Raw genomic sequence first — 22,660 nt, forward strand, 5'->3', positions numbered from 1 at the left:
GCACGCGGCGGGCTGTGGATAAATGTCGGAATCAGTGTTTGTGGTTCGGCGTGTTGCCGGTGGTGTCGATGATGCTTCCGCCGCCGTGGATATCACCCGTCACCTGTAATGGGCCGTTGATCTGCACATTGCCGGTCAGGGTGATATCGCCTGCAGTGGCGTTGATCGCACTGTCGGTAACGACCACTTCGGTTCCGCCGACTTTGACGGTCACGGTACCGCTTGGCACGGTGATGGTGTAGGTGCTGGCCTGCCAGTCGTAGACCAGCGAGCCACCATCATCGAAACGCCATACCTCGACATGGTCGCGGTTGTCCGGCGGTGCCCCAGCATTGCCATACAGACCGGGAATAAATGTGCCTTGCGCCACTTCCCCGCTGGCACTGACCAGAGTTCCCTGCTCGCCCATGCTGGGCGCTCGCCAATGACGGGCTTTGCCGGCTGCGATGCTGTGCCAACGCACCCAGGCACTGACCCAGTCCCCATCCGACACACGACATGCGGGCGGCGAAGCGGTCAGATCCAGCGCAACCACATAACAATCCTTGACCAGGCCCGCCAGCATGCGGTCATGCTGCGCGCTGGGGTAGCTCATGCCATATCCTCCGGGGGCTGATAGCTGCCTTCGCTACCAGAGCCAGTGTCAGGGCTGAAGCCCCAGAGCAAGGTACCCGGGGGCTGATTCGGCCACGGCCACTCCTCTTCACCGAGGTAAATAGTTTGTGTCCATTCAACGACCCAGACCGCGTAACCATCCAACTCGGGGCGAGTCCAGTCTTGGGCGGCCCGAACAAACTCGGCGGGCTCAACCTCCAGCCCCCATGTCTGGATACGCAACAGCACGGCCATTTGTGAGGCGGCGAATGCCGCTTTCTGCTGGCACTCGGCATCCTCACCGCCAACGATGAAGCGCACCTCCAAACGCGCAACCAGCGCCGTCTCCCCTGTTCCGGGATCTCGGCCGGGCTCCAGCTCGACCAACTCGATCACCGCAGCAGGCAAGTCGATGTGATCGGCCATATAGGGCATGGTCCGCACGCAGGCCAATCCTGGGATCGCTTGATCGATGTGAGCCTCAACGGCCTGATACAAAAGCTCAAGACTGAAATCAGACACGGGCAGATCCTCGCAGATACTTCTGCAGTTCAAAGTTCAGTTCCTGCTCCAGGATCTCAAGCAGGCGCTGGTGAGCGCGATTGGTCCACGATTCGAAGTGTGGCCGCACGTCCTCCAGTGAAATCTTGGCTTTGGCCAGAGGGTAGCGGCTGCCATTCTCTGCAATCCAGCCCGAGCTAGGCCCTGTTCCGCTGGACAATTCACTGTCGGGGTAATCACTGGCCTTGAAGTGCTTGCTCGCCGTGCGAATCCAGATATCTGCTCGACCGCCGTAGACCTTTTTGAAAAACGCCCCCTGATATCGGCGTCCCGCCACCGACACACCCGACCGCGATTGCCGAGGTCGCCCCGCCCGGCTGGCCTCAATTGCGTTGATACCGAACCAGAGCTTGCCTTGACCATTGCCTGTGAGCGGGTAGGCCCGCAGGCGCTGCCGCACGGCAGAGACCGCAATGCGTTCCTGTCGGCTGACGGTGCGAGCAATGTGTGTGCGCAACCATCGCAAGGTTTTGTTGATCGCCCGACGCTGGGCTGCAATGGCAGCTTTGGGGACCAACGCCGCGAAATCGGCGAACGCCTTTAAATCAGATCGATCCGCCTGCAGCGTAATCATCCCGCTGCTGGCTGATTGCTTGAAGTAACTGCCGACGCTCATGGTGATTTCCTCAATACCAACGTCACCAGACCATCGCCTCCCGGTTCCGGCCTGACGATGATGTAATTTCCGCCACCGTCATGCACCGGCAGATCAACCACGACCTGCTGCCGCTCGCTGACGCCCTCGGCGTCGGCTACCCGAATGACCAGGTGCGGCTCGCGAAGGCCGGTGTTAATCCGGCCAAGTTTGGGTTGCAACCAAGGAGCGGAGAACATGCCCAGGACTGGTCGGCCCTCGATCAGCACCAGGTCGCCGAGGACATCGAATACCGTGTTGTCCAGGTCACCGACCAGCTCGCGAAAACTCACGATCAGAGTTCCAGCAGGATCTGCGCACGGGGCCGTGTGCACAGGTGCAGCGGGTTGGATTGCGCTTCGCCGGCCACCCCCTTGTTGAACGCCAACGGCTCCAGCTTGCTGTAGTACGGAATACCCTGGGTATTGACCGTTTCCATGTAGTCAGCCGGTGCGAACACCGAGATGTACAGGTCCGGCACGCCTTCAGGCACCAGCAGCGCCTTGTCGTCGTGGACGAAGGCCACACCGGCCACCTTGCCACGGTAGCGCTCCCAGACGATGCCACCGAACTCGAAACTCTCCCGAGCGTCACCGCGCAATGCCGCCGCTTGCTGAGTGGCGATGTAGGTTTCCTTGACCGACTTGTGAACGATCAGCTTGTTCCAGAAATTCTTGCCACAGAAGGCGCGGGAGCCGGTGCTGGTGACGCTGCCCAGCGCGTCCTCCTGCATGTCCAGCGCCTCCCCGCACTTAACGCGCAGTTCGGTGCTTGGGTCGTTCAACCCCATGGACAGTTTTTGTCGGGACACTCCGAAGGCGGCGTACAGGTCCAACAGAGGTGTCGAACCGTCGGCATCCAGAACCAAGCCGTTGAGCGCGCCCATGCGCTGGAATTCGTGTGTAGCGTCCAACTGCCGGCGTGCTTTTGCCAGTCGGGTGTTCACCACGTCCTGTACTGCTTGCAACTCAGTGCGGGTGCCGAACGCTCGAATGCCCTGAATCTCGTCGGCCTTGATGGTGAAGCGTTCAGGCAGGTGCACAGTGTTGAAAGGAATCATCTTGCGTTTGCTAGCACCGACCACCAGACCCGAAGTACCGCGCTCACCCGCAGGCACCAGGGCCAGGGTGTCGCCATCCTTCTCGATTTGCACTGTCAGGGTAGCAACGCCCTCTTCTTGAAACAGACCGAGGCTGCTGATGCGGCCCGGCAGATAGGGTTGTTCGTTGATTGCGGCGGTGAGCGCTGGTACGGCAAACGCTTCGTCGTCAAAAATGGCGATATCGGCCATGGGTACACTCCAGAAATGAAAAAACCCGCTCTGAGCGGGCTTGGAAACAAGGGGAATCGACTCAGCGGACGATCAAGAAATGCGCGGCCAGGGCTTTTTCGGCATCCGGGTCGAGGCCAGTCAGATGGATTTCGCTCACCTCCGCCAGACGCACTACGGCACGGGCTCGACGTACCACGTCGGATTCACCAAGCGGACCGAAGAGGATCGCCACGGCGGTTTGCGTGCCGTCTTCGGCTGTCGGGTCGTAAGGGGCGAACTCGCCGGTGGCAGTGATCAGCCCGAGTACTTGCCCTGGATTCAAGGCTGGGCCTGCCGCGACGTTGATCGCTTCACGCGAGATGTTCCCGGCACCCTCGGACAGGAGGAATTCACCGGCGTGCATCGGTTCCAGTTTGATGGTCATGGTCTTGCTCCTTTCGAGGTATTAGCGCTACCTGACTGCGCCGCCTGACGGGCTGCCCAGATAGAGGTGGGGTCGGGTTGTTTGGCCTGGACCTTCGGGGCCGGGTCCGCGTTGAGTGGTAGGCTGTTGTCGATCTCGAAGCCTTTGCCACTGCCCACCAACTTGTCGAACAGACGCGCTCGAACCGAGGCGGCATCCAAACCGGCCGCGACGTACTCGGCGCTGAACTCAGGCAGTCGTGCGGCAACGCAGAGATCGTTTACGGCTTTGGCACGGGCCAAGCCTGCCAGGACGATGGCCTCGCTTTCCAGCTTGGTCGAGTTGAGCAGCGGCTCAATCAGGTTGCTGATGCCATCCGCCGTACAACGCTGGGTGATCATCAGAGCCAGCTTGGCCGAGTTCGCCACAGGAGGATCCTGGGGCGGATCAGTAGGTTCAGGCTCCAGCTCGATATCCGGTTCAGGTGGCTCATCCAGTTGGGCAAGCAATTCAGCCGGGGCATGCTGGTAACGCTGCAGCACGGCGCCCTGCCCCAGACACGCTTTGACCTTCACCCCGTCGCCAACCTCATCGGCCAGCCCGAGGGCCACCGCTTCGTTGGCAGTCAGCCAGGTTTCAGCCGCCACCAGGCGCCGAAGCTCGGCTTCGTCGATGTCCGGCGCCTTGGCCTTGTAGGCCGCGATAATGGCCTCCATGGTTTGATCCAGGACGTCGGCCACTTTCCGGAAGTCTTCGGCGTCCCCTGCCGCGTAGGTCCATGGGTTGTGGATCATCAGCATCGCGTTGGAGGCGATGACCACTCGGTGCGCACCACAGACCGCAACGCTGGCCGCGCTGGCTGCCAGGGCATCGACACGGCCGGTGCAACGCTCGCCCAGGCGGGACAACGCGTTGTGCATCGCCAGACCATCGAACAAATCGCCGCCGATGCTATTGAATGCGGCAATCACCGGCGATACGCCGTCATCCATGGCGCGCAGGTCCTGCACGAACTGATTCGCCGTGATGCCCCAGGTGCCGATCTCGCCGTAGACGAACACCTCGATAACCCGCTCCTCGGCTTCGCCGCTCTCCTGCATGGCGTACCAGGTCTTGTCCTGGACTTTCACTCGCTGGCCGGCTCTGTTGTAAATGCGCGGAAGCGCTGGTTTGCTCATGATTGCTCCTTGTCGTCAGTAACCTCGACGGCTTCGTGCGTGTTGTAGTTGAGGCCCAGCGCCTGGGCTCTGGCGTTGTCGGCTGCGTTTTCTGCATCGACAGTTTCGGCGTCATAACCGGTACGGGTGACCATTTCGCTGCGTGAGGCGAAGCCGGCTTGCACTTCCATCCGGCGAGCCTGCACGTCCTGGACGGGCTGGATGTAGGCCCAGCCTTGCGGCACCCAGCGTGTGCGCAGGTATTCGCGGCGCCGTTTGGCGTAGTCGTCCAACACCAAGGCACCGGACAGGAACGCCATGTCCATCCAGGCGGCACGGATCGGGCGGCAGAGCTGATGCACATATACACCGAATTGCAGTTGTTCCAGACGGCGCCGGAACTCGTTCAACACGACTCGCAACGCCCGGTCATTCACTTCGCGCATGTCACCGGTCAGGATCTCGTATGGCGTACCAGTACCAGCTGCTGCTGCCATCAATTGCTGACGCATGAAGTCGGGATAGTTGTTCCCGGCATCCGGCGGCTTGGAGAACTCAACCTCTTCACCAGGCCCCAGCTCCTGCATGGTGCCGGGTTCCAGCGCGACCATGGGCGTAAAGCCGTCACGGTCGAAGCTCAGCGGCTCACCGGTGACGGGATCCCTAGGCACGGGGCCAGAGTCCGGTGCCGGGCGGCTGATGAATCCGGCGAACAGGTTTGCAACCTCCTGCCGGAACAGCACTGCGTCGTCATAGTTATCCAGGCTACGCAGGCGTTTCAGTACAGGAGACAGACGCGGGACGCCGCGCAATTGCCCCGGTTCCACCGGTTCGAAGATGTGCAGCACCTGCGATGCCGGCACCCGTACCAACTGGTTGTAACCAGCGCTCAGCGAGACGCCGTCGCGGGGGTGCGACAGGTACATCCAGTAGGCCACCCGCTTGCCATCCGGATTGAACTCGATGCCAGCACGAATGGCGTTGCCGGTGCGCGTGGTCTCGAATTTGTCGTGGGGCACGAACTCCGGCGCGAGAATCTGCACCTGAAGCGGCACCGCCAGCCCCTCGTCCAGGCGGCGTGGTCGTAAGCGGACAAAGCATTCACCGGAAGTCTCGACGGTGCGAGCGACCAGCGCCTGCTGCCCATAGAAGTCGGTGTGCTCATCGGCGTCCGACTCGTCCACCCAGTCATCCCATAGCAGCTGCAGCAGCTTGCGAAGCGCGTTGTCTTCGGTGTTCGGCCTGGGCGTGATGCCCGTGCCGATCAGGTTGCTGACGCGTTTGTCGATGACGTTGAAGGCATACGGGTCATTGCGCACCGCCGCCCGTGACCGGCCGCGCAGGTTGCGCAGCGCCGGTGTGTTGATGCTGTTGATTCCGTTGTCGGGCGCATCCCAGCCAGTGGATCGGCGACCCTCTCCGGCGCCTTCGTAACTGGCCTTGATGTTCGACGGCAACAAGAATCCGCTACGGCTGAGCGTCGGATAATGTCGGGCCATCAGACTCCTTTGCCTCCGTGATAAAGCCGGACCACGCGGGAGCGCGGCCCGGCCGAGTTAACCAGGGAGGTGCGGATCTCGTCGCGAGCCTTGATCAGCTCGTCGACGGTGCGGTACTCCACGGTGCGGTCGGTGTAGCGCACGACTTTCTCACCGCGAGCGATGGCCGCCTCAACCGCGTCGAGGTGCTTCTGTGTAAAGGACATATCAGCGTCTCTTCAGATAGCCGCTAGTGGAGCTGCGGCGTTGAGGGGGTGGTGCAGCGGGTCGTGGTTGAGCCGCTTGAGCGACAGGTTGTGGTGCTGGTTGTGGCATGGTCGCCGGGACAGGCTGAGTGACTCGTTCGCCCTGCACGTGCTTGATCCCCAGCGCGTCATCGAACAACCCAGACTGCGCCAGGGCCTGGCGGACCCGCTCCCAGTCGTGCTCCTTGTAGCGGTTGATGCCCAGGTAATGCGCCATGGCAAGGCAGTACACCATCAGGTCGAGGGCTTCGTTGCGCTCGGCCTTGCCCTTGACCCATTCAATGCGCTTGTGACCCCGCACATAACGGGCGACCTTACGTTCAGCCACGCACTGCGCGAAGAAGTCGTCCGGCAGGTCACTGGCAAAGTGCAACGCGCCCGGGCCGGACTCGAATGGGTAGCGGTTGTAGATCCAGTCTTTCGCCGTGTCGGTACCGACAAACCACAGTTCGGCGCCGTTGCGTTCGGTCTGGCCTTTCCAAGTCACATCCACCATGGATGGCCGCTGGGCAATCACCGGCTTGCCCGGCTTGCTCGCGCCCTTGATGGCGAACACGTTTCGCCAGCGGCGCACGCGGCAGAATTGATAGACCTCGTCGGTGTGATGACCGCCGGAGTCGACAGCCGTTGCCAGAATGCCAAGGCCAACTCCGCACGGATGCCGGTACTTGGCCTTGAGCAATTCGTCCAGCGCCGCCCAGGTGCGATCATCTGCCGGGTCGCCCGAGACGATCTGGTAGTCAATGACCCAGCGCTCCATGCCGACGCCCCACCCCATCGCCATAAACTCCAAGCGGTTGGCCTGGACGTCAACGGCGCCGGTGATCATGAGCACGCCGGCCGGCATCGAGCCGAGGGTGAAGTTTTCCAGGCGTGCCCGGTGCTTCAGGGTATCGGCCTTGGTTTGCTCCTGGGCGCTGTCCCAGACCTTCGCCAAACGGGTGTTGTAGAACACCTGCATCGGCTCAAGGTCGCCCTTGGCCTGGGCTTTTTTGGCCTTTTCGAACTGCTTGGCGAGGGACTTCCAGTCCATCCAGCCGAGCGGTGAATACAAGGCGTTGAGGGTAAACCCCACCGTCTCGCCGTCGCCCTCGGCATGGGCGCGCCACTCGCCTTTGGCGAGCATCTCGGCCTTGTGGTACTCCTCGATCAGCACGTCACAATCAGGACCTGCGCATTCGTAGTGCACAACGCTGAAGTCCCGCGAGTAATGCAGGCGTTCCCATTCCAGGGTCTGCATGTGCCCGCAGGTGGGGCACGGCACGTAGTAGTGACGTTGGTCGCTGCCCTCGAACAGGTCGGAGATCCGCGAGGCACCTTTGATGGTTGGCGAACTGGAGAAGTAGAACTTCGCATTGCGACCGAACGTACTGCCACGCGTTTCCGCCAGCTCGATGGGGTCGCCCTCCTCGCCGATGTCCACCTCCCAGCGGTCGATCTCATCGCCGTAAACGTAGCGCGCCGACAGCTCCGAAAGGTTGGCTGCCGAGCCAGCTGTGGTGACGTAGAGCGAGCCGCCTTCGAACTCCTTGGTGTCCATGGTGTTGCGCGAGTCTCGCGAGCGGCTGGAGGCCACACGTTCGCGCAGGACAGGCGTCGCCTTGATGGTCTTGCCAATCCGTGAGGAGACCCGCTTCGCCAAGCCCAGGCTCGGCAGCAACGTCAGGATGTTCGACGGCGCCATGTGGATCAGGCCGCCGATCCAGTTCAAGGCGATTTGGGTTTTCATCAACTGTGAGGCGACCATGGTCACCACGCGCTTGCAGGGATGAGCCGGTGAAAGGCATCGCATCGGCTCGCGGGCGTACGGTGTACGTGACGTGCGGTACTGGCCGGGCTCAGCGGCGCCGGTGTCACGCGGGATGCGCATGTATTCGTCGGCCCATACATCGATCCAGACATCCGGGTCGGGACGCAGCCCACGGAAATACGCCTCTCGGTACACCTCTGCACCGTCAGGGATTTCCGTGGGCATAGGCTCAACTCGGGTTCAGGGCATGTTCAAGGTCCGCCGAGGACAGGCGCTCCGCGTCCTCCAGCGTGCGGCGCAAGGCCGCCGTCAGGTGTTTTTCGATTTCCCAGGGGTCGGTCATGACCGCCAGCTCCGGCGCCAGCTGTGGCGGCATGCCAAACAGCTGATCGCGCAGGAGGCGGCCAGCGTTGTAGGCGCCCAACTTCACAGCAGGTAATGCGACCAGCGACCCCTTGGCTTTGTGCAGCTCGATTTCCGCGAGCTGGGCCAGGTTGTGCTCGCGCAGTGCGCGAGCTTTCTGGAAGTCCGGGAGCTGCCCCGCAGGGGTGTTCGCGGACGGCGGCGCAGCCGTGCAAGTCGGCTCAACCGAGGTTGAAAGCTGGCCGTACACGTCACGCTGAATCCGGTCCTGCTGGTGACGCTCGGCGACGGCGGCTTTGCTCGGGTCGGCAGTGTCGCGAATCAACGCTTCACTGGCCTGAACATCGACTTGTTTGCCGTCGGCACTGAGCACCAGCCGGTTGTTGTTTTTCAACCAGGTGATGTAGCTCGGTGCCCTGCCGATCCGGGCCGCAAAGGCGCTCTTCGACAGGTACTGTGGTTCTGTCATGAGCCCTCCTTTCAACGGCTTTTCAATGCGAACCTTTCAATTTCAACGGGTTGAATTTCAGTAAGCTGGCAACCCTGCCGCTAACGCTTTCCCGCGGGTTTGCGACCCCGTGTCCCCTGAATGTTCCCAGGGTCCCCGCCGCCAAAATCACCCCTGCCCACCGCTGGTCGGCGGTGCCTCTGCTACACCCAGCCGCTTGGCGGCCCAGCGTTCGTACAGGCCGATGGCAACATCGGCACCGGCCATCGCGGTGATGCTGCCCAGGCTCCCTGCCGTCCAGAGCGACATGCCGGCGGCGATCATCAGCATCATCGCCGACACCCCGCAGACAACGCAGGCCCCGGACCGCAGTGCCAGGCGCCTCAACAACACCCAGCCCCGCGCTCCGTCCTTGTCCGCCCGCCACATCTCCCCCGATACGCCACCGACCAAAGCCAGGAGAATCACTAACCAGATCGGCATCTCTGCCAGTGCTTGCTGCTCGTTCGTCATTACCCCGCCCCTTAAACGCAAAAACCCGGCGCAAGGGCCGGGTTTGGTGTGTGGTGCCTGCCGCTTTATGCGGTCGCACCTATCGAAGATGAGTACTTTTTACAGGTCGATTCCGGTGGCAGCAAGCCCCTTTTAATGCCACCCGGTGAATGTCTGGTGAACGCCTAGGCAATGTCGGCGAATATCTTTATTTCGGCCTCCAGCGCCTGGGGCGCTGTCCTTCCTGTCCCACTATCTCAGGTCGAAGTAGGACAGCTACAGACGCCTAGAATCGGGGCCTGCCCCACTGTCCTACTTTATTTTCTCTTCTCTCCCGTAAAGAGAAAAAGCTAAGAGCACGCGTGCGCGCCATGGGCGCGTATGCGCTCCCGCTACGCTCACACATGGGCGGGACGTGCGGGAGGGTTGGACAGTAGGACAGACCAACAACAGCGCGGCCCGCGCTTGTCCAACTGCATCCAACAGCAGTGGGACAAGGCGAGCCGGTAGGACAATCACGAACGTAGACAGGATCAAGCAGCGATCCCCATCAACAGCCCATAGATGCACAGATGCGCGTCATGCAGACGCTGGTAGTAGGTGTCGCGCCCGCAGCCGCAGTGGGCATACTTCAAGCGCATGTCCGAGTCCTGGTTGCAGTAGTGCTCTCGCACGATCTGCACATGCAGGGGGTCGAGATGCTTGGTCACAATCAGCTCGATATCTAGCGAACCCTCCAAGGGTGCCCGGAACGCACGCCGACCTCGAATCAACTGCCCATTACTCTCCATCATCATGGCGACCATGTTCCCACCGGCGAGCCCGCCGGCACTCAGGCCGCAATGCAGATCCTCGGCCCATTTGCGCAGCCGCGCATCGATCTCCTTAATCATCGAAACATGGCTCCTCGACCGGCTGCACTTTCAGGTTCGATGCCCTGCCCCAATCTTGTGGCTTCTTGTATCCCCAGGGCCGGACGCCGCTCTTAGGCAACGCGGGTAGCCGGACCTTGCGCCAACCCAACCGATGCATGATCGCTCCAACGCGCATCTGTTCAGGTTTGCCCCAATGTCCGTAGTCCAGCTTCAAAGCGCCCAGCAGAATGTCGGTGCCGGTCGCCGTCTCTCCAAGCTGATACTCCTCGAGCCAAGCCAGGATCGGGCCTTCCCACTCATCCACCACAAAGCGCTCTTCTTGCGCCTCGGCGAACAGCGGCGCTTCCTCCCGGTTAACCCACCAGACATCACCGGACTGATAGCAAAACATCGCCTCGGCCCACAGCTGGTCGCGGATCTCGCGCAGTCGCTCCAGATCCACCTTGGTACAAGCGACCGGCCAATAACGCCGGTTGCCGGTGGCGTCCTTCAGGTATTCGTCCTGGTTCGTCGTACCCACGAAAACACACTGGCGTGGCACGTCCATCGTTCTGCGGCCATAGCTCTCGCGGTAGGTGTCGGTCGAGGCCGAGAAGAACTGCTTTGCCTTGGTGGACTCGGCCTTGTTGAAGCTGTCCAGCTCCCCCAGCTCAACAATCCACTTGCCGCGAATGGCCTGAAACCCATCCTTGTCGCCCAAGGCAAAAGGGGTATCCATAAACCAGTCACCACCCAACACCGACATGGCCGTGGACTTACCGGCGCCCTGCGCGCCTTCCAGAATCATCACCGAGTCAGCCTTGCAGCCCGGCTGCATCACCCGGCCGACCGCCGACACCATCCAGCGCTTACCGACCTTCGAGCTGTAGTCCGAAGGGGCAACCCCCATGATGTCCGTCAACCAGGTATCGAGCCGTGGCACTCGGTCCCATTCCAGGCCGTCGAGGTAATTGCGTACTGGATGAAATGCGTTGTCATGTGCAACCACGCTCACCGCCTCGATCACGCTGCTGGCCTTAACCCGCAAGTTGTATTGCTGGGCGAGCCACTTCATCACCAGCATGTCGTCAATGTCAGCCCAATCGCCGACGCCGCCGCCATACGGTGCAGCACGCAGCTTGACGATCTTGGAGCTGAAGGCGCTGAAGCCAATCACACCGGACCAGCGCTCATCGTTGCTCAGGATCAGCTCGACGTTTTGCATGTGCGCAATCAACATGCCGTTTTCGGTCCGGGCCAACCAGTCTTTCCAGCCGCCCGCTGCAGGTGGCTTGACCACCGCCAGAATCTGGCGGCGCACCGCCTCCAAACCTTCGGCACAATGAAGATCGTTGAAGTCGGTCCACTTGTCCTCCCGCTCACCCGAAAAGATCGGGCCGACAACCTGACCACCCACAACCGTAGCCGCGTTATTGGCCTTCTCTTCACCTGGGTTCCAGGGATCTCCATTCGGGCGCTTGGTCTTCCAGTCATCGTCACGACAGATGATGATCGGACGCCCGGGAAAACGCTCACGCATGATCTTAGCGACAGCCAGCAAATTACCCGCATCAAAGGCCACCGCAACCGTGAGAGAGGTCGCCATATGCAGGCTTATACCAGTGGCGTACCCCTCGCACTCAAGTATCGGCTCGCCCGGCTCCGGGTGTGGACCGATCAGAAGAAAAGCCCCCTCCTTCGACATACCGTAGGGCCAATAAGACTTGTCCCGGCCGGTTTCCTCTTGCTTCTCGGGGAATATCACTTGCAGCCCGACGATCTGGTCCCGAGCGTTTTGCATGGGCACCAAAACCGCGCCGGAGCGCGGGGCATAACGAACGCCTAGGCCCACGATCTGCTTTCGATCCAGATAGGCGCTACGGCCTTTCTCAGGCATGCGTTTAAACAACCCAGCAGCGCGGTTAGCCGCTCGACGGGCAGCGTTGGCAGCCTTCTCGGCCGCCTTGCGCTTGGCTTCCTCCTGACGAGCGCGCATGACTTCACGCTCCTCAGGTGTCATCCGCCCGGGCTTTACCTTGATCTTTTGCGTTTCACCTGTACGCCAGTCGCCGAACGCACCGAAGATCAGGTCCTCTCCCTTCTCCGTGCGATGCTCATGTAGAACGTACCAGCCGTTTTTCTCTTTGCCTTTATCCAGGGTGGTCTTGCATCGAGTCAGCTTGCCGTAAATGAGCGGCTGCGCGGGCTCCAGACCGAAGTCCGCAAATTGATTGAGCACGTCATCGAGCATACCGAGCCTCCCGCAACTCATTGAAGGACTGGCACGTCACACAATGAGTGCAGCCCCGCAGAACCAGACGGCGCGCTTCGGGAATAGCACCGCCGCAGCCGTCACAGAACAACGAGGAATGGCTGGGCATCGCCGGCTTGAATGCAGCGCGAGCCGCAAGTGCCTGATCGATGCGCTCCTGCACCAAGTCATTGGCGAAATCAGCAATGTCAGCCACGGCCGTCCCCCCGCGTTGTGTGGTTGACGTACGTGGCGCGGTTGAACAATCCCAGCAGCCCCTGGATACCTCGAAACACCTGCAGGCGGATCGCGGCCAACTCGTGATCGCTGACCACCCCATCGCCAATGCTCTTGGCCCAGGTATCGGCCAGATCAGCCACCTGCCGGAAATACTCGGCGAGGCCGACGGTCAGGGTTTCCGGCATGTCAGTGGTGTACACCTCAGACAACTCATGCCAGATCGTATCGCCGACCAAGGCGTGCACTGCATCCAGGATGCGCCTGTCCTTAGTCAGTTCGAGGATCTCGCCAAACTCTTGGATATTCACCGAGTGGCTAGGGTGCGTGGGGGACAGCTTGTGCTGCAGCGTGGTGGGGTTTCGGCCGGTGGTGGCGGCGATTGCAGCGGCGCCGCCTGGGTAGTCCCGTGCGGCATGGTAAAGCGCCAGATCGAGCGGCAGGACTTCCCGCTGTGCTCGTTCGACGCAACTCAGAGCGATTCGGCTCATGGCATTAATCCTTGAAAGTTGCCAGTGCCGCGCGACATGCAGTGGTGATACATTTGCCGCGTGGCTTGAAAGGGCCCAAACGCCGGCTAGATCTTAGGGATCGATACCGGCACCGTGCCGAGGCGAGCAATCCGTTGCTCACCCCTGGCGCAACAGCTGCCCAATCTGTGGTGGAAAAGGCAGCAACACCAAGGCTTCCGGGCCTTGGGAAAGCGCGATAAGGAGAGGTGGTTAGCATGTGGTGTGCCCGCCTACCCTTATCGCGACCCGACAGCGCTGTGGTGGTGCGTGCCGGGAGGAACTGGGCGACCTTTGGGTCGCCTTTTTTCTATGCCGCCGAAGCGACTCCCGCTAATGGAGCAGGAAAGATGTCAGAAAGGTCAGGCCTTAACTCGTGCGGCAGGACGGTTCCGCCCGAGGCGCGTGAGACAGCAAGCACTCGCTCAGTGGGGACGCGACCGGCCTTGAGCCATTTCCACACATGGGGCTGTTTCACACCGCAACGGCGTGCAAGTTCCGACTGATTGTTGCCACAAACCTGTAATGCCCGATTCAGAGCATCAAGCGGCGACGGGCTGCGATCTGTGCAGACTTCCGATGGATGCGTGGTTTTCACAGTGATTCCTCCTTCATGTGAAGGCGAAATTACAACCTAGGGAATAATCTGTCAAGCACCTAGGTTGTTGGACAATCTATAACCTTGGTTTTAGCATGGCGCCATGATGAATTATCTCGATACCTCAGTGCTTCCAGAGCTGGCGGACCGCTTGGTCTACGCCATGGAGCAACGCAACATGGTGCAGGATCGACTTGCTACTGCAACAGGATGCACACAGACCACCATTCAAAAACTCACCTCAGGCAAGAGCAAGAAAAGCCGCTTTATTGCTGCCATTGCGCGAGCCCTTCAAGTGGATGTGGACTGGCTGGAACTGGGCACGCTTCCTCCATCATCGAAAGAACAATCGGAATCCAAGCAGGCAGCTGACGGAGCACCAGTCATATTGGGTGAGTTATCCACATGGGATGACACGACCCCTCTGGATGACGATGAAGTAGCATTGCCTCTCTATAAAGAAGTCGAAATGGCATCCGGCATTGGAAGGTCTGCAGTACAGATAGATGCGTACCGTAAGGTTCGCTTCTCCAGCTACACATTGAGAAAAGCTGGTATCGACCCAAAAAATGCCGCTTGCGCCACCAATAGCGGCAATTCGAACCACCCTCTCATTCTCGATAAAGCCACAATCGGCATAGATAAAGGCATGACCCGGATCATAGACGGCCAGCTCTATGCCTTGGACCATGACGGGCTGCTGCGGGTGAAGTTTGTGTATCGCTTACCTGGCGGATCTATCCGATTGCGCAGTTTCAACCGCGCCGAATACACGGACGAAGACTACTCGCTGGATCAGGTTATGGAACAACGAATCCAGATTATTGGCCGCGTCTTCTGGTGGTCGACGCTAAACCCTGCAAACTCAACATTGCTCTGACAACATCAGTACGTAAAGGATGACTTATGGAAATCAAATCGTTGAAATCATTGCTCGCTGATCATGGCGTCTCCTTTGATGCCAATACAATCATGAACGCCCTCATCAAAGCAGGGCATGCCGAGAATCATGAGTATCCGAGCACAACAGGTAACGGCGTCATGAAATCCTTCAAAAGGCTGACGGAGGCTGGCGAACGGTTCGGGGCCAACAAATCCACCATGCATCCTTTCAAGACTGAGCCTCGCTTCTATGAGGAGACCTTCACAGAGCTTCTCCAGGTCGTCGTCAGCCAGCTTCAGCACGAGGTCTCCTCCTTGAGATCTATGACCGAGTAAAAACAACCCGAAAATTAAACCCTAGGTTATTGCCACAAATTAAAACCTAGGTTATTTTTGCCTCACTCTTCCACCACAGAGCGAGGCAAAACCATGCACACCACAGCATCCCTGCACGTCCATCCGGCCGTTGCCGACCTATCCCGCATCTTCGAAGTAAGGCGCCTGGCCCGCATCTACGGCTGCACCTTCATTCCTTCTAAGCCCAAACAACATGCCCGTACCGCACCGACTTCCTTCGATCCAAACGACGGAGGCCGGGCAGCATGAGCAAATTCCTGATCGACAACCGCACACTGACATTGCTCAGCGCCCAGGTGAACCTGAGTGGGACTTTCAATCACACCCTTCGACGCCTGTATCGACGCGATGTGTTGGCGTTCCGGTTGAAAGTTGAACGCAACAAGACCGACAGCACCTTCACCGTTGAGCTGGGCTCAGAGCGCCACACGCTGACCGTGCCCAACACAAAAAAAACTCACCTGAAGCTCGCTGACTTCATTGAGGAGGTCGTCAACGGCCCTTCTGATCTGACAGGCGAACCCCAGCCGAAACCACATGCTGAACGCGAGTACGGCGCTTTCAGTAGCCAGCAGCGGGAACAGGTTTACAGACTGGTTTCCACAGGTGGGTTTATCGACCTGGACATGGGCTTTGAGCTGCCGATCCGGCTCGCCGTTCACCGGACACGTACACGCTCGGGCATCACCGTAGTCATGAGCATCGGCGTCAAAAGCCCGCGTACCAAGTGCTTCACCGTGTACGGCACCGATGCCGAGATGTACGAGCAGGTTTGCGAATCCATCAACCACCTGGCTGCGCTGGCGACACCCGCCGCGCACGCCGCTTAGGAGGTATGCCATGGAGCGCAATCTCGAAAAGACCGCCAAGCACTTCGGCCTGACCCGCCCCGCCCTGATCAAACTCATGCGTGAGAAGGGCCTGCTCACCGACCGCAACCTGCCGGCGTTCCCCGTTCGTGACCGTGAATACCTGCGGGTCAAGGACAGCAATTGGTACCACGACACGCTGGGCATGCAGTACAGCCAATCGACACGCGTCCGACAGGCCGGGATCCCCTGGCTAGCAGAGCAATTGGGCCTCGACCTCCCTGCCATCCCGGCAGACAACCGTGACGTGGCCTAGGGAATACGCCCGCCAGATCATCGCCCTACGCACCCGAGAGGAGCGCAACGCCGCGCTCCTTGAGGTGCCGGAGCATCTGCGCGAGCTGACCAAACGCCATTGCCTGAACGCCTGGAATCACCCGGCCCGAAACAAACGAATGGAGAGCCAAAGGCCTCATGACTAGCCAGCCTCAAAACCCGCTGCGCCTGATGCCAGCACCGGAGACGGCCACCGTCGAGCTGCTGTATCGCACCTTCGGCGACGTGCTTATCCCCCTCGAAAAGCTGCGCGTGCAGTACTTCCGCAACCTCAACGAGCAGTCATTTGCAGCCGAAATCACCAGCGGCCGCATTCAACTGCCCGTGACCACGCTGGACAGCAGCCGCAAGGCACCGAAGTACGCGCACATCCGCCACGTCGCGGCACTGATCGACATACAGGCCTACAAGGCCGACGAAGTCCACGCGAAGGCCCAGACCGACGCAACCGAAGAAGCCTAACCGTAACGGCTGTCACCACCAGCCACCCGAAACCACCAGGAGCACACCACATGACTGCAATTCAAATCTGCGCATTGATAGGCCTGATAGTCGGCGCCGCCCTCATCTACTGGACCGGCTACCGAGGCGGGCTCATTGACGGCCGCGTCGAAGGCATCGAAGAGGGCACGAACGACGAACGCGCCGCCAATGCGAAAACCATCCGCGAACTGGAGGCATCCCTCCAATTCATCCGTGCAGATCACAAGCACCTCGCAGCCCATGCGAAGCGGCTGAAAGAAAGCCAAGCCTTCGGCCCTCAAGAGCGCCAAACGCTTATGCAGATCGCCGAAAAACTGAGGCTGGCCTCTGACACCTTCCGCGCCATGAGTTCGAAGGCCCAGGCACAGCAGGCGCTCGACCTGCGCGAAAAAGCACTGGGCATGGCCGCTCTGCTGGATCAGGTCAAGGTGGAGGACGCAGCATGAGCCGTCATAGTCCGATGCTACGCCTCTCACCTCAAGACGCCGGCGTGCTGCACCAGCAACACGCCAAAGCCACCGCCGAACTGCGCGAAGTGACTCGATTCCGCAAAGAGTTCGACCGGCAACTGTCGCTGCTGATCGGCTACGACGCCCTGCGCAAGTTGCACAAGGACACCCAGAACGCCCTGCTGCTCGCCGACCTGGTCAAGGAGGCAGCATGACTCAGATTCTTACCGCAACCGGCAAACGTTTTGACCTGTATGAGCCGGACGTCGACATGATCGACCCACGAGGCATTGCGCATTCGCTCGCTCATTTGTGCCGCTTCAACGGCCACACCCGCGAGTTCTACAGCGTGGCCCAGCATAGTTGCTTGGTCGCGGATCTGGTGCCGGCCGAGCACAAGCTCGCCGCCCTCCTCCACGACGCGACCGAAGCCTATATCGGCGACATGGTGCGGCCGCTCAAACAGTGGATGCACGCCTACCAGGACGTCGAGACTTGGATCTGGGAACGCATTTGCACCCGCTTCAGCATCGATCAAGACCTGCCGGCATCCGTCACCCAAGCCGACCTGATCGCCCTTGCTACCGAACGCCGCGACCTGATGCCACCTGACCCGGCCACCTGGGATTGTCTTGTCGGTATCGAACCCGCGCCCGAACGCATCCGGCCGTGGTCACCCACCGAAGCCCGGCTCACCTACCACCAGCGCCTGATGGACCAACTCGCTATCGAACACCGGAGGAAAGCGGCATGAAGCAGGAGCAGAACAACACCCAACCCCAGCCCGCTTTGCTCCGCAGCGCAAGCAGGGTCGACGCGCCCGTAAAAAACAGTCTCTGCTGCGCAGCAGCAGGCATTACTGCTCCTTTCAGCAACACCGCCGAGGCGCTTATACCCCACGAAAAGCTGCGCGGGGCAGCGCACACTGAAGCAACGCTAATCGCTCAGGATCGCCCGCTCGCGCAGCCTGTCGTGGGGTATACGCATGGAGGCTGGGTATGACCGCCTTTTCCCAAACCCCAATAAGCACTGCCGTCATCACCCAATTTGGCCTCGACCTCACGGGCAAGATCCGCGTTGATCTGTTTGCCGGTGGTGGCGGCGCAACCATGGGCCAGGAAATGGCCACGGGCAAAGCCGTCGATATCGCGATCAACCACAACCCCAAAGCCATCAGCATGCACAAGCGCAACCACCCAGGCGCAGAGCATTACATCTCGGACGTCTATGAGGTGTGCCCCCGAAAGGCGACACGAGGCCGCCCCGTCGCACACCTACACGCAAGCCCCGAATGTACCCATCACAGCCTTGCCGCCGGAGGTCAACCACGCAGCAGTGCCAGCCGCTCCCTGTCGTGGGTCACCGTCAAGTGGGCCGGACAGGTCAAACCCGACCTCATCACTATGGAAAACGTCTGGCAGATCCTTCAATGGGGCCCGCTGATTGCTAAGCGATGCAAAGCCACCGGCCGGGTGATTCGCCGCGACGGCAGCGTGGCCGCACCAGGCGAGCGCGTTCCGGTGCAGGATCAATACCTGGTGCCTGATCCGAAACGTAAGGGCAAGACCTGGCGCCGCTTCCTGCAGATTCTCAAGAACATGGGCTATGACATCCTGCATGGAAAACTCAAAGCCTGCGATTATGGCGCCGCTACCACACGCGAACGCCTTTACATGGTCGCTCGATGCGATGGCAAGCCACTGTATTGGCCGGAGCCGACCCACTTCAAAGAACCCGCGAAGGGTCAAAAAGCTTGGCGTAACGCTGCCAGCATCATCGATTGGTCGATCCCCTGCCCAAGTATCTTTCTGACGAAAGAAGAAGGCCGTGCCGCTGGTGTACGCCGACCATTGGCAAGCAAAACCATGGAGCGCGTGCGCAAAGGTGCCCGCCGCTATGTGGTTGATCATGCCGACCCGTTCATCGTAAGCGTCAATCACTCGGGCAATGACATCGCTCGATGCCAGTCCGTGCAAGATCCAACCAAGACCATCACTGGCGCGCATGGCTTCGCCCTGGTGACGCCACAAATCGCGCCGTTCCTCACAGAGCACGCCAATGCGACATCCCAGCGATCCATGCCCGCTGATGCACCGCTGGGGACCATCTGCGCTCAGGTCAAGGGCGGGCACTTCGCGCTCGCCGTGGCCTACATCGCACAGCACAACGGCGGCTTCAATGAAACGCTGGGGCGGCACCCAGACCAGCCCCTGACAGCGATAACGACCACGGGCAGCCAACAACAGTTGGTGACCGCTAATCTGCTCACCCTGCGTAAGAACTGTGTGGGCAGCGCAATGGATGAGCCGATCTCAACTATCTGTGCCGGCGCAGAACATCACGCGCTGCTCGAGTACACATTGGCACCGGAAGTTGAGGAAGGCGCTCTACGCGTAGCAGCTTTCCTGATGGGGTACTACGGCACCGACAACATCTACGACCTGCGCGACCCGACCGCCACCATCACTACGCGGGACCGGCTGGCTCTGGTTACCGTGGTGATCAAGGGCATGCCATACGTCATCGTCGACATTGGCATGCGCATGCTGACGCCACGGGAACTTTACCGAGCCCAGGGCTTTCCGGACAACTACGTGATTGACCATGGCCACGACGGCCAGAAGTTCAGTAAGAAAGATCAGGTACTGATGGTAGGGAACTCTGTCTCTCCGTGGCCAATGATGGCCTTAATAAAAGCAAATATGGATGACAAAGAAGAAAAACTGATGGAGGCCGCATGAACACTCTCTTTTTGTTGATGGCTCAGTATGAAGGGCAGGCCGTTATTCCACTTGAACGTGTTTGCGAAGATTATATGCAACTCACGGTGGAAAAATTTAAACGCAAACGACTCGATGGAGAAATCGACATCCCAGTAACCCGCTTAGGCGCCAACACTCAAAAGGCTGCGCTCGGCATTCATCTTAAGGATCTAGCTGATTACATTGATCGCCAACGAGCGAAAGCTTCAAAAGAGCAAAACCTATTGATGGGAAGAGCCGCTTAGCTTAAGCCAATGACGGCAAGCACGGCTGCTTGCCGTCATTCAAAAAGGAATATTAACTGAATATTCAAAATCGCCTTTATAACGATACACTTTGAGCAAAGCTGCCTTACCGACCTCCTTACATTCTTTAGATGCATTCATCCTATTTATAACATCAACACTCAAATCAAAATCTATAGTCACAATCTCCTTCTTTTCATCCCAGAAAATAGAAACATCTTTATAACTCAGCCAGTCGCCTGCCGCCCGATAATAAGCAGAACTAAGCTTTCCAATTAGAGCAAGCCGAAGCTCCTCTACCAAAATTGAAGATTTTTTATATTTCTTATAAACATCCCTATAAAAATCTTCATATACATCTTCGAACATCGCACAGTTCTCAGAATGCAATCTCGAATAATCCTTAATTACATCGCCGAATTTTTTTGCCGTTACAAATTTTATACGCGACGTCGAATCTTTCTTTCGCAATATATACCGCGAGACATAATCCTCACTATCAACCTGCGAAGCTGCCACCTTTTCTCCGTCAAATAAAATTCGCACTAATTCACTATCCATAACTGAGAGCAAATTGAACTGATAAACACAAGGCTTACCTTTTTTTCTCTCAGCTAGAGTACTCATCTCATATGATTGAGCCTTCATCAAAGAAGTTATAGATGCAAATATATTTTTATCGTTCTGACATGCCCCCGAGACTCGGTTCATTTCCTGAAAAGCAAACACATCCACGATAGGCACTTGAAAAATAGAAGGGCACACCTTCGTCATTCTCTCGTAATATTTTTTGGCCCATTCGGGATCATCAAGATAGTAAGAAATACCCGGATGATTACACCAACCTTTGAAAGGTTCCCAATCTGAATTAGGATCTGCAAGATCTACCCCCCTACTCAACAATGCCCAGACGTTCGACTCACTCTTCTTACAACTTATTATAAGTGCCGTATAAACCGATACATGCTTAACATTTCGCACTTTATATGCCAACAAATCTATTTCACGAACGGTCTCTTCTTGATCATCTAAATAACATCTATTACTAATCAGGCTCCACCCTTCTTCTTTGAGTATTCGAGCCACTCTATACTCCAACTCAAATCCAGTTTTGCTTACCTGCCTTTCAAAATTCGATAAATCCATACAAACCCCTGTTGAAAAGCCGCAAGAAAACTCATTCAGTTAACTTTTTAAACCATTCCCAGTCTTGATACCTATTACCCCGCCCACGAAGATGAGTATAGCGTCTTAAAGAGTTCCAATCACGATGCCCCGAAACACTCGACACTCTGGGAATGTCCCAATCCATTTCAAAAAGCCGACTCACCCCCTCATGCCGCAGGTCATGAAAATGGAGATCCTCAATTCCCAAAATTGGGCAAGCCCGGGTAAATGCAGCCGAGATAGACTTACCGTTGTAGGGGAAAATTTCTTTCTTCAACTTGGGCATTGTCTGGAGGATCGCCCAGGCCTCGTCTGGCAAATGGCACCACACATCGTTACCAATCTTCTGCCCAGGATTCTTCATATCCCGCACCAAGACGGCTTGGCGTGACTCGTCCAGGTCATCCCAACATATCCGCGAGATCTCCTCCTGCCGTCTCGTCGAGAAAAGCGCAAAGGCGATGATCTTTGGCATTGGAATAGCGCTATTACCCCTGGCATCCCTTTCAAAAAAATACTCCATTAACTGGTCCAGCTCCTCCAAGGTAGGCCGACGGTTGCGCTCTTTGCTCTTGGTGACCATGCCAAGCTTGCGCAGCACCCTACGAGCGTCAGGCATGGCAAGCGGGTCAATTTCATAGCCCCAAGCCGGTCGCGCCACGGAAAGCACTGCACCCAAATGCGACAAATCGTTTCCCACCGTTTGCGCCTGGACGTAGCCACCCTCCTTACTCATCCGCCACTGAGCAAACTCGACCAGCTTCTGGCTATTCAGCGCCGAATCATCGACCTCGCCCAGCCACGTCTCCTTGATCGCCGTCAGGGTTGCTCGCTTAGTCTTCCCCAGCGGTCGAATCTTCTCGTACTCGTCCAGGTACTGATCGATCATCTTCTTGATCGTCACACCCTTCCGGTTCGCACGTTCGATAGCACCTGGCGCGGCCAGCTCCGTCTCACGTCGCTTGATCCATGCCTGAGCCACCTGCTTCCGGTCGAAGGTTTGGCTTTCCTGATAAACTGTCTTCCCGTCCCGATTGATCCGTATCTGCGCCGTGTAGGCCGTCGAATTGTCCTTGCGCTTGCGTGATGTGATCGTGCCCATACCCAGTTGCTACATTGCGGAGACCGGTTGCTACAATGTAGCAAGCGCTATGCAAAAACAAGGAAAAATGGGTAAAAACCGCTGTATAAAAGATCAGTATCAATGAATTTAGAAAAACCTGAAGCGCCCGTAAACACTGGATCATCCCGCAAAGAGCCGTCCCGCCGCTTCAGCGTTGCGCCGATGATGGATTGGACCGA

The 22,660-nt window shown here is 58.6% G+C and carries 29 protein-coding genes; 10 read left to right on the forward strand and 19 right to left on the reverse strand.

Going from position 1 to position 22,660, the window contains the following annotated elements:
* Positions 1-31 precede the first annotated feature (31 nt).
* The 17 genes from BT116_RS26145 to BT116_RS26225 all read right to left on the reverse strand — a co-directional run bounded on the left by BT116_RS26145 (position 32) and on the right by BT116_RS26225 (position 13,868).
* Positions 32-595, reverse strand: coding sequence for a phage baseplate assembly protein V (locus BT116_RS26145; protein WP_072348325.1), 564 nt, complete (start codon positions 593-595; stop codon positions 32-34).
* The gene (locus BT116_RS26150) at positions 592-1,122 is read right to left on the reverse strand and encodes a hypothetical protein (RefSeq protein ID WP_072348363.1); all 531 of its coding nucleotides are present in this window, start codon (positions 1,120-1,122) and stop codon (positions 592-594) included. Before BT116_RS26150 ends, BT116_RS26145 begins: the two co-directional genes overlap by 4 nt.
* Positions 1,109-1,771 (reverse strand): hypothetical protein, encoded by a 663-nt coding sequence (locus tag BT116_RS26155; protein WP_072348327.1) that lies wholly within the window; start codon positions 1,769-1,771, stop codon positions 1,109-1,111. Before BT116_RS26155 ends, BT116_RS26150 begins: the two co-directional genes overlap by 14 nt.
* Positions 1,768-2,082, reverse strand: a complete 315-nt coding sequence (locus tag BT116_RS26160; protein WP_072348329.1) for a head-tail joining protein — start codon at positions 2,080-2,082, stop codon at positions 1,768-1,770. The genes BT116_RS26155 and BT116_RS26160 overlap by 4 nt, the downstream gene beginning before the upstream one ends.
* 2 nt (positions 2,083-2,084) lie before the next feature.
* Positions 2,085-3,080, reverse strand: coding sequence for a major capsid protein (locus BT116_RS26165; protein WP_072348331.1), 996 nt, complete (start codon positions 3,078-3,080; stop codon positions 2,085-2,087).
* A gap of 61 nt (positions 3,081-3,141) precedes the next feature.
* A complete protein-coding gene (locus BT116_RS26170) occupies positions 3,142-3,486 on the reverse strand; it encodes a head decoration protein (RefSeq protein ID WP_072348333.1) in 345 nt (114 codons plus the stop codon).
* Positions 3,483-4,643: a head maturation protease, ClpP-related gene (locus tag BT116_RS26175; RefSeq protein ID WP_072348334.1), complete on the reverse strand. Its 1,161-nt coding sequence runs from the start codon at positions 4,641-4,643 to the stop codon at positions 3,483-3,485. The genes BT116_RS26170 and BT116_RS26175 overlap by 4 nt, the downstream gene beginning before the upstream one ends.
* Positions 4,640-6,121 (reverse strand): phage portal protein, encoded by a 1,482-nt coding sequence (locus BT116_RS26180; RefSeq protein ID WP_072348335.1) that lies wholly within the window; start codon positions 6,119-6,121, stop codon positions 4,640-4,642. The genes BT116_RS26175 and BT116_RS26180 overlap by 4 nt, the downstream gene beginning before the upstream one ends.
* On the reverse strand, positions 6,121-6,327 hold the full coding sequence (locus BT116_RS26185) for a phage head-tail joining protein (protein WP_014339651.1): 207 nt from the start codon (positions 6,325-6,327) through the stop codon (positions 6,121-6,123). The genes BT116_RS26180 and BT116_RS26185 overlap by 1 nt, the downstream gene beginning before the upstream one ends.
* 1 nt (position 6,328) lies before the next feature.
* Complete coding sequence (locus tag BT116_RS26190; RefSeq protein WP_072348336.1) at positions 6,329-8,341, reverse strand: phage terminase large subunit family protein; 2,013 nt, start codon at positions 8,339-8,341, stop codon at positions 6,329-6,331.
* A 4-nt stretch (positions 8,342-8,345) separates the two neighbouring features.
* Positions 8,346-8,948: a terminase small subunit gene (locus BT116_RS26195; RefSeq protein WP_072348337.1), complete on the reverse strand. Its 603-nt coding sequence runs from the start codon at positions 8,946-8,948 to the stop codon at positions 8,346-8,348.
* Positions 8,949-9,095: 147 nt separating this feature from the next.
* Positions 9,096-9,440 (reverse strand): phage holin family protein, encoded by a 345-nt coding sequence (locus BT116_RS26200; protein WP_072348338.1) that lies wholly within the window; start codon positions 9,438-9,440, stop codon positions 9,096-9,098.
* A 512-nt stretch (positions 9,441-9,952) separates the two neighbouring features.
* Complete coding sequence (locus tag BT116_RS26205) at positions 9,953-10,312, reverse strand: PA0613 family protein (protein ID WP_072348339.1); 360 nt, start codon at positions 10,310-10,312, stop codon at positions 9,953-9,955.
* Positions 10,305-12,524, reverse strand: a complete 2,220-nt coding sequence (locus BT116_RS26210; protein WP_072348340.1) for a VapE domain-containing protein — start codon at positions 12,522-12,524, stop codon at positions 10,305-10,307. Before BT116_RS26210 ends, BT116_RS26205 begins: the two co-directional genes overlap by 8 nt.
* A complete protein-coding gene (locus BT116_RS26215) occupies positions 12,514-12,741 on the reverse strand; it encodes a TraR/DksA family transcriptional regulator (RefSeq protein ID WP_072348341.1) in 228 nt (75 codons plus the stop codon). Before BT116_RS26215 ends, BT116_RS26210 begins: the two co-directional genes overlap by 11 nt.
* Positions 12,734-13,252, reverse strand: coding sequence for a phage regulatory CII family protein (locus BT116_RS26220; protein WP_072348342.1), 519 nt, complete (start codon positions 13,250-13,252; stop codon positions 12,734-12,736). The genes BT116_RS26215 and BT116_RS26220 overlap by 8 nt, the downstream gene beginning before the upstream one ends.
* Before the next feature lie 328 nt (positions 13,253-13,580).
* Positions 13,581-13,868, reverse strand: coding sequence for a transcriptional regulator (locus tag BT116_RS26225; RefSeq protein WP_256572546.1), 288 nt, complete (start codon positions 13,866-13,868; stop codon positions 13,581-13,583).
* A 106-nt stretch (positions 13,869-13,974) separates the two neighbouring features.
* Between BT116_RS26225 and BT116_RS26230 the strand changes: the two genes are divergently transcribed.
* The 10 genes from BT116_RS26230 (at position 13,975) to BT116_RS26285 (ending at position 20,191) form a co-directional block, all read left to right on the forward strand.
* Complete coding sequence (locus BT116_RS26230) at positions 13,975-14,748, forward strand: XRE family transcriptional regulator (RefSeq protein ID WP_072348343.1); 774 nt, start codon at positions 13,975-13,977, stop codon at positions 14,746-14,748.
* A 26-nt stretch (positions 14,749-14,774) separates the two neighbouring features.
* Positions 14,775-15,086, forward strand: a complete 312-nt coding sequence (locus BT116_RS26235; protein WP_072348344.1) for a hypothetical protein — start codon at positions 14,775-14,777, stop codon at positions 15,084-15,086.
* Between the two features lie 266 nt (positions 15,087-15,352).
* Positions 15,353-15,937 carry a hypothetical protein gene (locus BT116_RS26240; RefSeq protein ID WP_072348345.1) on the forward strand — a complete coding sequence of 195 codons (585 nt, stop codon included), beginning with the start codon at positions 15,353-15,355 and terminating at the stop codon, positions 15,935-15,937.
* Between the two features lie 10 nt (positions 15,938-15,947).
* On the forward strand, positions 15,948-16,232 hold the full coding sequence (locus BT116_RS26245; protein WP_072348346.1) for a phage antirepressor KilAC domain-containing protein: 285 nt from the start codon (positions 15,948-15,950) through the stop codon (positions 16,230-16,232).
* Between the two features lie 158 nt (positions 16,233-16,390).
* Complete coding sequence (locus tag BT116_RS26255; protein WP_072348348.1) at positions 16,391-16,714, forward strand: pyocin activator PrtN family protein; 324 nt, start codon at positions 16,391-16,393, stop codon at positions 16,712-16,714.
* Between the two features lie 50 nt (positions 16,715-16,764).
* Positions 16,765-17,181, forward strand: coding sequence for a hypothetical protein (locus BT116_RS26260; protein WP_072348349.1), 417 nt, complete (start codon positions 16,765-16,767; stop codon positions 17,179-17,181).
* On the forward strand, positions 17,178-17,399 hold the full coding sequence (locus BT116_RS26265) for a hypothetical protein (protein ID WP_072348350.1): 222 nt from the start codon (positions 17,178-17,180) through the stop codon (positions 17,397-17,399). The genes BT116_RS26260 and BT116_RS26265 overlap by 4 nt, the downstream gene beginning before the upstream one ends.
* Positions 17,396-17,938 carry a phosphohydrolase gene (locus tag BT116_RS26270; RefSeq protein WP_072348351.1) on the forward strand — a complete coding sequence of 181 codons (543 nt, stop codon included), beginning with the start codon at positions 17,396-17,398 and terminating at the stop codon, positions 17,936-17,938. The genes BT116_RS26265 and BT116_RS26270 overlap by 4 nt, the downstream gene beginning before the upstream one ends.
* 244 nt (positions 17,939-18,182) lie before the next feature.
* Positions 18,183-19,925: a DNA cytosine methyltransferase gene (locus BT116_RS26280; RefSeq protein ID WP_072348353.1), complete on the forward strand. Its 1,743-nt coding sequence runs from the start codon at positions 18,183-18,185 to the stop codon at positions 19,923-19,925.
* Positions 19,922-20,191, forward strand: a complete 270-nt coding sequence (locus tag BT116_RS26285; protein ID WP_072348355.1) for a pyocin activator PrtN family protein — start codon at positions 19,922-19,924, stop codon at positions 20,189-20,191. The genes BT116_RS26280 and BT116_RS26285 overlap by 4 nt, the downstream gene beginning before the upstream one ends.
* Before the next feature lie 39 nt (positions 20,192-20,230).
* Here the strand turns inward: BT116_RS26285 and BT116_RS26290 are convergent, their stop codons facing one another.
* Entirely contained in the window at positions 20,231-21,337 is a 1,107-nt protein-coding gene (locus tag BT116_RS26290) for a hypothetical protein (RefSeq protein WP_072348357.1), read from the reverse strand.
* 31 nt (positions 21,338-21,368) lie between these two features.
* Positions 21,369-22,460 carry a site-specific integrase gene (locus BT116_RS26295; RefSeq protein ID WP_072348359.1) on the reverse strand — a complete coding sequence of 364 codons (1,092 nt, stop codon included), beginning with the start codon at positions 22,458-22,460 and terminating at the stop codon, positions 21,369-21,371.
* Positions 22,461-22,660: the final 200 nt, after the last annotated feature.

The sequence above is a fragment of the Pseudomonas sp. NFACC16-2 genome (genome assembly GCF_900119205.1).
Lineage (GTDB): Bacteria > Pseudomonadota > Gammaproteobacteria > Pseudomonadales > Pseudomonadaceae > Aquipseudomonas > Aquipseudomonas fluorescens_Q.

What these genes read in the sequence shown, in the direction of transcription:
- BT116_RS26165 (WP_072348331.1), bottom strand. Translation starts at nt 3,080, where the DNA reads ATGGCCGATATCGCCATTTTTGACGACGAAGCGTTTGCCGTACCAGCG.
- BT116_RS26190 (WP_072348336.1), bottom strand. Translation starts at nt 8,341, where the DNA reads ATGCCCACGGAAATCCCTGACGGTGCAGAGGTGTACCGAGAGGCGTAT.
- BT116_RS26255 (WP_072348348.1), top strand. Translation starts at nt 16,391, where the DNA reads ATGACTAGCCAGCCTCAAAACCCGCTGCGCCTGATGCCAGCACCGGAG.
- BT116_RS26195 (WP_072348337.1), bottom strand. Translation starts at nt 8,948, where the DNA reads ATGACAGAACCACAGTACCTGTCGAAGAGCGCCTTTGCGGCCCGGATC.
- BT116_RS26235 (WP_072348344.1), top strand. Translation starts at nt 14,775, where the DNA reads ATGGAAATCAAATCGTTGAAATCATTGCTCGCTGATCATGGCGTCTCC.
- BT116_RS26290 (WP_072348357.1), bottom strand. Translation starts at nt 21,337, where the DNA reads ATGGATTTATCGAATTTTGAAAGGCAGGTAAGCAAAACTGGATTTGAG.
- BT116_RS26210 (WP_072348340.1), bottom strand. Translation starts at nt 12,524, where the DNA reads ATGCTCGATGACGTGCTCAATCAATTTGCGGACTTCGGTCTGGAGCCC.
- BT116_RS26200 (WP_072348338.1), bottom strand. Translation starts at nt 9,440, where the DNA reads ATGACGAACGAGCAGCAAGCACTGGCAGAGATGCCGATCTGGTTAGTG.
- BT116_RS26230 (WP_072348343.1), top strand. Translation starts at nt 13,975, where the DNA reads ATGAATTATCTCGATACCTCAGTGCTTCCAGAGCTGGCGGACCGCTTG.
- BT116_RS26205 (WP_072348339.1), bottom strand. Translation starts at nt 10,312, where the DNA reads ATGATTAAGGAGATCGATGCGCGGCTGCGCAAATGGGCCGAGGATCTG.
- BT116_RS26260 (WP_072348349.1), top strand. Translation starts at nt 16,765, where the DNA reads ATGACTGCAATTCAAATCTGCGCATTGATAGGCCTGATAGTCGGCGCC.
- BT116_RS26185 (WP_014339651.1), bottom strand. Translation starts at nt 6,327, where the DNA reads ATGTCCTTTACACAGAAGCACCTCGACGCGGTTGAGGCGGCCATCGCT.
- BT116_RS26285 (WP_072348355.1), top strand. Translation starts at nt 19,922, where the DNA reads ATGAACACTCTCTTTTTGTTGATGGCTCAGTATGAAGGGCAGGCCGTT.
- BT116_RS26295 (WP_072348359.1), bottom strand. Translation starts at nt 22,460, where the DNA reads ATGGGCACGATCACATCACGCAAGCGCAAGGACAATTCGACGGCCTAC.
- BT116_RS26220 (WP_072348342.1), bottom strand. Translation starts at nt 13,252, where the DNA reads ATGAGCCGAATCGCTCTGAGTTGCGTCGAACGAGCACAGCGGGAAGTC.
- BT116_RS26240 (WP_072348345.1), top strand. Translation starts at nt 15,353, where the DNA reads ATGAGCAAATTCCTGATCGACAACCGCACACTGACATTGCTCAGCGCC.
- BT116_RS26155 (WP_072348327.1), bottom strand. Translation starts at nt 1,771, where the DNA reads ATGAGCGTCGGCAGTTACTTCAAGCAATCAGCCAGCAGCGGGATGATT.
- BT116_RS26170 (WP_072348333.1), bottom strand. Translation starts at nt 3,486, where the DNA reads ATGACCATCAAACTGGAACCGATGCACGCCGGTGAATTCCTCCTGTCC.
- BT116_RS26145 (WP_072348325.1), bottom strand. Translation starts at nt 595, where the DNA reads ATGAGCTACCCCAGCGCGCAGCATGACCGCATGCTGGCGGGCCTGGTC.
- BT116_RS26180 (WP_072348335.1), bottom strand. Translation starts at nt 6,121, where the DNA reads ATGGCCCGACATTATCCGACGCTCAGCCGTAGCGGATTCTTGTTGCCG.
- BT116_RS26245 (WP_072348346.1), top strand. Translation starts at nt 15,948, where the DNA reads ATGGAGCGCAATCTCGAAAAGACCGCCAAGCACTTCGGCCTGACCCGC.
- BT116_RS26265 (WP_072348350.1), top strand. Translation starts at nt 17,178, where the DNA reads ATGAGCCGTCATAGTCCGATGCTACGCCTCTCACCTCAAGACGCCGGC.
- BT116_RS26280 (WP_072348353.1), top strand. Translation starts at nt 18,183, where the DNA reads ATGACCGCCTTTTCCCAAACCCCAATAAGCACTGCCGTCATCACCCAA.
- BT116_RS26175 (WP_072348334.1), bottom strand. Translation starts at nt 4,643, where the DNA reads ATGAGCAAACCAGCGCTTCCGCGCATTTACAACAGAGCCGGCCAGCGA.
- BT116_RS26270 (WP_072348351.1), top strand. Translation starts at nt 17,396, where the DNA reads ATGACTCAGATTCTTACCGCAACCGGCAAACGTTTTGACCTGTATGAG.